We start from the raw sequence: 5,923 nt of genomic DNA, 5'->3' as shown, positions 1-5,923 counted from the left end.
CCAGCCCGCTGCCAGCTCCACCACCATGGCGGCCAGGGTCAAATAGACCACCCAGCGGGTACGTCGTTCGGCGCTCTGCTCGGCAGGGGTCGAGAAGTCGTGGCTGTGCTGCCAGGCGGCGATATCTTGTCGTTGCATCGGTGGGGGCCGTCTGCTCGGGCTGTTGCTGAAAGCCTACCTTGGCCGCGCGGTTCGCGCGTCAGTTGCCCGTGCCGGCACGCCTAAACGTCAACGGACTTGGCGCTGAGCCAAGGCTCGGATCATCGCCCAGCGACGCTGCCGGCGGCTGCGCTCGCTCAAGAGCCCGGCCAGGACGCGCAGCCATGCGCGCATGCGCCATGGGCTTCGCCTTGCGGCATCTTCATGCCGGGACGCTGGCGCAGACGGCATCTGCATTCTTTGCACGAAATGCTGTTCGCTGTAGGTGCTCATGGGCGTGTGCCCCGCAGGGCGGATCTGGACCTATCGCCGCCGTGGGTATGGGTGAATCCGTTAGCCGCCGAATTGGGCAAGATAATGCCAACAAGAACGCTTCGCAATAGCATATGCGGGGATCACCGTTCCTGGAAGCGGGCGCGGGTGCCGGGCGATGCCCTACAGCGCTTTCACATACAGGCAGGCGCCGATGAGCGGGCAGTGGTACTCGGGCGGCAATTTCCAGGGCTTCAGCCGAGCAGAGCCTGCGCGGCGCAGTGCGTCTTCGGAGGCCTCCCGGCCGGTCACTCGGGGACGATGCGCAGCAGTGCGCCGTCCGGCGCATCTGTGAGCACGTAGAGCTCGCCGTCCGGCCCCATGCGGACGTCGCGCACGCGCTCGCCGATCTCAAGCTTCTCCTTGCCGACGATGCGGCCTCCCTCGAGGTCCAAGCGCTGCACCTCCTGAAACTTGAGTGCGCCGGAGAAGAGATCGCCCCGCCAGTCGGGAAAGCGCTCGCCGGTGTAGACGGTCAGGCCGCTCGGGGCTTTGGATGGAGTCCAAACCAGCAGCGGGTCGGTAACACCGGGGCGCTCGGTCTCGTCGGAAACGGGCGGGCCCCAGTATTCGTTGCTGTAGGTGACCTCGGGCCAGCCATAGTTGTTGCCGGGCTCGATGCGGTTCAGCTCGTCACCGCCGCGGGAGCCGTGCTCGTTGGCGTAGATCACGCCGCTCTGCGGATGGCGGGTCATGCCCTGGATGTTGCGGTGGCCCCAGCTGTAGGTCTCGGGTTTGGCGTCGGCTTTGTCCTTGAGCGGATTGTCCGCAGGCGCCTCGCCATCCTCGGTGAGCCGGACGACGGAGCCGAAGTGCGTGCCTGGGTTTTGCGCTTGGTTGCGGATGTTCTCGCCGCGAAAGGACACAGGCGGGTTGCCGCCGTCGCCGATGCTCATCAAAAGTGTGCCGTCCGGCAGCCACAACAGCCGAGAGCCAAAGTGCTGGCCTCCGGACTTCCAGTCGGCGTTGCGGAAGATCACTTCCGTGTCCAACAGGCGTTTGCCATCCGGCCCTAAGCGGCCACGGGCCAGGGCGGTGCGGTTCCTGTCTTCATCGCCCTGGGCAAAGGTGAGATACACCAGCCGGTTCGATGCGAAACCGGGGTGCAGCGCCACGTCCAGCAGGCCGCCCTGACCGCAATCGCCGCAGATCTCGGGCAGGCCAGTGACGGGGGTCGGGTTCAGCTTGCCGTCGCGCAGCAGTCGGAGCCGTCCGGGCCGCTCGGTGATCAGGGCGTCGCCGTTTGGCAGCCAGGCGATAGCCCAAGGGTGCTCAAGGCCGCGCACGACCTCCTCGGCGCGCCAGCCGGATGCGTCCGGGATATCCGTGTCCGTCGGCTCGATGGAGCCCGCCGGGGCGGAGCAGCCGATCAGCAGGGCGGCCAGGCTCGCCGCCACCAAAGCGGGTGCTGCGTGCGTGCGAGAGCACCGGTGGATCGCCGCCGGCGGGTGATTTGGGCTGCAGTGCATGGGTGCTGGTCTCCTCGGTGTCGATGCCACTACTTGCTCTGTTGCGTCCTGGCTTGCAGGACAGGCTTAGGCGGCTGGGCGCAGATCGGGCCCAGACCGGGCTCAGACGGGGCTCAGACGGGGCCAGGACGGGCGCTGGCTGACATCCGGCGCTTCTGCCTGCCCCCGTGAGTATCCGTTGGCTTTGCGCCCGTGAGACCATGAAGATCGGTTTAGCGCCCGCCTTAGGCAATGCCGCCAGATGCAGTTTCTCGCCGATCTTCTGAGTGCCCTCCTGAACGCGACCATCATCGGCTTTGCCCTGCTGATTCTCGTGCTCGGCGCCCAGGACGACTTGCAGGACGCCGTACCGCAGGCGGACTTGGACAGCGCCCCGCCGACCGTGGTGGCCGCCGGCGACACACCCCGCAGCGTCATCGTGCACCTGTTCGAATGGCGCTGGGACGACATCGCCGCCGAGTGCGAGGGCTTTCTGGGTGCCGCGGGCTACGGCGCCGTGCAGGTGTCACCGCCTAACGAGCACCGCCGCGTTGCGGGCGGCCCCTGGTGGCAGCGCTACCAGCCCGTCAGTTACGCGCTCGAAAGCCGCAGCGGCGACGCCGACGCCTTCGCGGACATGGTCAGGCGTTGTGCGGCGGCCGGCGTCAAGATCTACGCCGATGCCGTGATCAACCACATGACAGGCCCTCCCTTCGCCGAGGATCCACTCTGGGGCATTGGTAGTTCCGGCAGCCCGTATGACTACTACGATTATCCGGGGCTGTTGCCCGGCGACTTCCATAGTCCCCGCTGCGACGTTGACGGCCGCTACACCGATCGCGCGGCGGTGCAGCGCTGCAACTTGGGCGCACGGGCAGATTTGAATACGGATGCAGACCGAGTTCAGAACCGCATCGGCAACTACCTCAACACGCTGGTGAAGCTGGGCGTGGCAGGCTTTCGGATCGACGCCGCCAAGCACATGGCGGCCGCTGACATCGCCGGCGTCCTTGCCCGGGTGCAGGGTTTGCCCTTTGTCTACCAGGCCTTTCCGGAGCAGCCGGGTGATGCGGTCCGCATCAGCGAGTATCTCGGCAACGGCGCCGTCACCGAGCTGGACTACAGCCGCAGGCTCGCCGCGGCTTTCCGCGCTGGTGATATCGGCGTGCTCCGGAACTTGCAGCCTGGTCTCGGTGCTGATGACCTGGTGCCGGGCGAGCGTGCTGTGGTCTTTGTGGACAGCCATGAGAGCCGGCGTGCACCTCTGGCAGCGGGGGGCGGGACGGCGCTGCTGAGTCCGGCCGACGGGCCCCTGTACCACCTTGCCAACCTCTACATGCTCGCCTGGCCCTATGGCACGCCGCGGGTGATTTCCGGTTATGCCTTCAGCGACGCCGGCGCCGGCCCACCGACCGACACAGAGGGCAAGACGCAGCCCGTGCACGGGCCGGATGGGCTCGGCTGTCGCAACGCCTGGCATTGCGAGCATCGACACCCGGCCATTGCCGGCATGGTGGGCTTCCGCAACCACGTCGGCGATGCGGAGCTCGCCAACTGGTGGAACGACGACGTCGGGCGCATCGCCTTCGGCAGGGGCGAGCGCGGTTTCGTCGTCATCAACAACACCGACGAGCCCATGCGCCAGTGGCTGCGCACCGGATTGCCGGCGGGGCGCTACTGCAACGCGGTGGTGAGTCGCGCCGCCAGCGGTGCCTGCGTGCTGCATGGCGTGCCGCGTGCGGACGCCCAGGATGCATCAGGTAGTGAGGATGCCAAAGTTGCCGAGCAGGTTTTGGAGGTCAATATTCGCGAGGACACCGGCGCCACCTTCGAGGTGCCCCCGCGCGGGGCTGTTGCAATTCATGTCGGATCGCAGCCGTCTGTTGGGCAGTAGCTGCAGGCCTCGGGCCAACGGGCCTGAGACATCGGCGGTACACAAGCCTCGCAGCCGCCGCCGAGTGCCTCAATCCCCCGTCAGCGCCACCTGCATGACATCGATGCGCCGATCACGGAAGCCCGCCTCGCAATAGCACAGGTAGTAGCGCCACATGCGGATAAAGCGCTCGTCGTAGCCGAGCGCCCGCACCGCCGGTAAGGACGCTTCGAAGCGCTCCCGCCACAGGGCGAGCGTGCGGGCGTAGTCGAGGCCGTGGAAGCTGCGCGAGACGACCTGCAGGCCGGCGTCAGCGGCGGCATCATCGAAGCGGCCCACGGTCGGCAGCATGCCCCCCGGAAAGATGTAGTGCTGGATGAAGTCCGGGCTCGCCTTGTAGCCGTCGAACTCCGAGTCCGCGATGGTGATGACCTGCAGGGCCGCACGGCCACCCGGGTGCAGGCAGCGCTTCAGCATGGCCATGTACGCAGGCCAATAGGCTTCGCCGACCGCCTCGAACATCTCGATGGAGACAATGTGGTCGAATCGCTCGGTGACGTCGCGGTAGTCTTGGAGTCGGAATGTCATGCGCGCCGCCTCGGGCGTCGCCGCCGCGGCCTGCTCGGCCCAGGCGAGCTGCTCGCGGGAGAGCGTGATGCCCGTAACGTCGAGTCCGGCTGCGGCCGCAGTGCGTGCGAAGCCACCCCAGCCGCAGCCCACCTCCAACACGTGCTGGCCGGGCGCGGCATCGAGCAGCTGGAGCAGGCGCCGGTATTTGCTGGCCTGTGCCCGTGCCAGGTCATCCAACTCGGGCTCGAACACGGCGCACGAGTAAGTCATGCTCGGGTCGAGCCAGAGCCGGTAGAAATCGTTGCCGAGGTCGTAGTGGGCCTCGATGTTCCGCTTGCTGCCTGCTTTGGTATTGGCGCGGCGGCGATGGCGCAGCAAGGACCCCAGCCGATTCAGCCAGCTGCCCTCGAAGACCTCCACGAGGGCATGCTGGTTGGCCGCGAAGCAATGCAGCAGGGCGGTAACGTCCGGGCTGTCCCAGTCGCCGGCCATGTAGGCTTCGCCCAGGCCGACGTGACCGCGGGTGGCGATGCGCCGCGCGAAGGTCAGCGGCCGCAACAGGCGGATTTCGCCGCTCGGGCCCGCCTCGCTGCCGTGCATTTCGTGGCAGTGCTCGCCGATGCGGATGCGCAGGTGTCCGCGCAGGATACGATCGAACAGGTGGCGGAAGGGCTTCAGCGCCGTGCGGGTAGCGATGCGCCCGAAGCCTGCCGCCGGCAGGGCGGCCTCGGCTTGTGAGCTTGAGCGGTCGGACATCAGGTCACCTCCTGCGTGGGTGGCTCGGGCTTCGAGAAGAAACGGGCGCCGCCAAGCCAGATCTTGAGCGCCTGCCAATGGATGGCGAACATCACCTTGTAGGTCATCATCGGCATCTGCCGTAAGGCGCGCTGCAAACCCGCATCCGTCAGCGGCTCGCCGGTGCCGGTTTGGCTCGCCACCAGCTTGAGCTGGCCTTGCTCGTCGAGCTGGCGGATCAGCACCACAAGCCTGTCAGCGGGCTGCGAGAGTCGGAAGCGATAGCTCCCCTGCATGTCCATCAGCGGCGAGACGTAAAAACACTTGAGCTTCTCGGCCCGCAGCGGCCAGGGGATGGCGCGTCCAGCGTCGTGCAGCAGATAGCAGTGGCGTTGGCCGAAGGTATTGTTCACCTCGGCGATCACGGCCCGCAGGCGTCCGTCGGCGTGCTCGCAGTACCAGAGGCTCAGAGGGTTAAATCCGTAGCCCAGGAGCCGCGGAAAGCACAGCAGCCGAATGCGCCCGCCCCCAAGGTCGATACCCTGATCCGCCAGCACCCGCTCCGCCCAGGGCCTGAGCGCGGAGCCATCCCGCGGCCCATGGTCCGCCGGGTCGAAGCGGAAGAGCTGCGGCCGCAAGAGCCCGCGCAGCAGGCCCCGCCGCGGCCCCACGGCGAGGCGTCGCGGCGTCGTATCCAGCCGGTCCAGGTCCAGCAACAGGCTGAATACTCGATACTCGAAGCGGTACTGCACCGGGAACAGGCGCCGATGCATGACGCGGGTGAAGTAGATGCGGTGCGGCGACGCCAAGCTGGCTGCCGGTGGAG

The 5,923-nt window shown here is 67.2% G+C and carries 4 protein-coding genes; 1 reads left to right on the top strand and 3 read right to left on the bottom strand.

All coding sequences use genetic code 11. From position 1 onward, the window contains the following. Positions 1–719: 719 nt before the first annotated feature. Positions 720–1,940, bottom strand: a complete 1,221-nt coding sequence (locus I6U14_RS15100; RefSeq protein WP_296900345.1) for a PQQ-dependent sugar dehydrogenase — start codon at positions 1,938–1,940, stop codon at positions 720–722. Positions 1,941–2,181: 241 nt separating this feature from the next. Here I6U14_RS15100 and I6U14_RS15095 point away from each other — a divergent pair, with 241 nt between their 5' ends. Further along, positions 2,182–3,813: an alpha-amylase family protein gene (locus I6U14_RS15095; RefSeq protein ID WP_296900344.1), complete on the top strand. Its 1,632-nt coding sequence runs from the start codon at positions 2,182–2,184 to the stop codon at positions 3,811–3,813. Between the two features lie 69 nt (positions 3,814–3,882). On the opposite strand, the gene I6U14_RS15090 is transcribed toward I6U14_RS15095, so the two are convergent. Next, a complete protein-coding gene (locus I6U14_RS15090; protein ID WP_296900343.1) occupies positions 3,883–5,118 on the bottom strand; it encodes a cyclopropane-fatty-acyl-phospholipid synthase family protein in 1,236 nt (411 codons plus the stop codon). Continuing rightward, entirely contained in the window at positions 5,118–5,906 is a 789-nt protein-coding gene (locus tag I6U14_RS15085; RefSeq protein WP_367115676.1) for a DUF1365 domain-containing protein, read from the bottom strand. The genes I6U14_RS15090 and I6U14_RS15085 overlap by 1 nt, the downstream gene beginning before the upstream one ends. Positions 5,907–5,923 lie beyond the last annotated feature (17 nt).

The sequence above is a fragment of the Thiohalocapsa sp. genome (assembly GCF_019695415.1).
Lineage (GTDB): Bacteria > Pseudomonadota > Gammaproteobacteria > Chromatiales > Chromatiaceae > Thiohalocapsa.
Note: the sequence above shows the minus strand (reverse complement) of the source record. Positions and strands in the feature narration are given on the sequence as shown.

Coding starts and splice junctions, on each gene's coding strand:
- I6U14_RS15100 (WP_296900345.1), bottom strand. CDS start 1,940: ATGCACTGCAGCCCAAATCACCCGCCGGCGGCGATCCACCGGTGCTCT.
- I6U14_RS15095 (WP_296900344.1), top strand. CDS start 2,182: ATGCAGTTTCTCGCCGATCTTCTGAGTGCCCTCCTGAACGCGACCATC.
- I6U14_RS15090 (WP_296900343.1), bottom strand. CDS start 5,118: ATGTCCGACCGCTCAAGCTCACAAGCCGAGGCCGCCCTGCCGGCGGCA.